General features: G+C 64.7%; 1 protein-coding gene. It reads left to right on the forward strand.

The window, feature by feature from the left end:
• The first annotated feature begins 161 nt into the window (after window positions 1-161).
• On the forward strand, window positions 162-1373 hold the full coding sequence (locus tag F0L68_RS40685) for an IS256 family transposase (protein ID WP_438672355.1): 1212 nt from the start codon (window positions 162-164) through the stop codon (window positions 1371-1373).
• Window positions 1374-1410: the final 37 nt, after the last annotated feature.

Consider the following 1410-nt stretch of genomic DNA (forward strand, 5'->3'; position numbering starts at 1 on the left):
GGGACTATCCCGCGAACGGTGTTTCTGGCCCGACACGCCGGGCGTAAGCTCGGCGGGATTGGGCACGGTGCGTGATGACACTGGACGTTATGAGTCCACACGCGACAGACAAGGGCAAGACCTCGAAGCCGAGGTCGGCGCAGGAGGAGCTGGCGGCCACGATGGTCGCCCAGGCCCAGGAGCAGGGCTTGGCGTTGACCGGCCCTGACGGCCTGCTCAAGCAGTTGACGAAGACGGTGTTGGAAGCCGCGTTGAACGCGGAGATGACCGAGCACGTGGGCCACGACAAGCACCGGGCCGAGCCGGAACGGACATCGACGAACGTGCGGAACGGCACGCGCGCCAAGACGGTGGTCTCCGACGCGGTGGGCGAGGTCGAGATCGCGGTGCCGCGGGACCGGAACGGTTCTTTCGAGCCGGTCGTGGTGCGCAAGCGGCAGCGTCGGCTGGGCAGTGTGGACGAGATCGTGTTGTCGTTGTATGCCAAGGGTTTGACGACCGGTGAGATCTCGGCGCATTTCGTCGAGATCTACGGGGCGTCGGTGTCCAAGGAGACCGTCTCGCGGATCACCGATCAGGTCCTGGGTGAGATGGGCGAATGGCAGTCGCGTCCGTTGGACGCGGTGTACGCGGCGGTGTTCATCGACGCTGTGCACGTGAAGATCCGGGACGGGCAGGTCGCCAACCGGCCGGTCTACGCGGCGATCGGTGTCACTCTGGAGGGGCGTCGGGATGTGCTCGGGCTGTGGATCGGGCAGGGTGGCGAGGGCGCGAAGTTCTGGATGCAGGTGTTGGTGGATATGAAGAATCGCGGTCTGAGCGACGTGTTCTTCGTGGTGTGCGACGGGCTCAAGGGTCTGCCGGAGGTGGTGGGCAATGTGTGGCCTGCGGCGATCGTGCAGACCTGCGTGATCCATCTGCTGCGCAACACGTTCCGGCTGGCGTCCAAGCGTGATTGGGAGGCGTTGAAGAGGGATGTGAAGCCGATCTACACGGCGCCCAACGTGGGTGCTGCCGCTGTTGCGTTGGACGAGTTGGAGGAGCGGTGGGGTGACCGGTATGGGGCGGTGATTCGGTTGTGGCGCAATGCGTGGGAGGAGTTCATCCCGTTCCTGGACTATGATGTGGAGATCCGGCGGGTGTTGTGTTCGACGAACGCGATCGAGTCGTTGAACGCGCGGTATCGTCGGGCGGTGCGGGCGCGGGGGCACTTCCCGACTGAGCAGGCCGCGCTGAAGTGTCTGTATCTGGTGACTCGGAGTCTGGACCCGACGGGTACGGGGCAGGCTCGGTGGGCGGTGCGGTGGAAGCCCGTGTTGAACGCTTTCTCGATCACGTTCAGTGACCGTTGGCCGGCCGCTGAGGACTACTGACAACAGAGGTCGGAAACACCGTTCGTGTTACGGACCC

The sequence above is a fragment of the Solihabitans fulvus genome (assembly GCF_008386585.1).
Taxonomy (GTDB): Bacteria; Actinomycetota; Actinomycetes; order Mycobacteriales; family Pseudonocardiaceae; genus Solihabitans; species Solihabitans fulvus.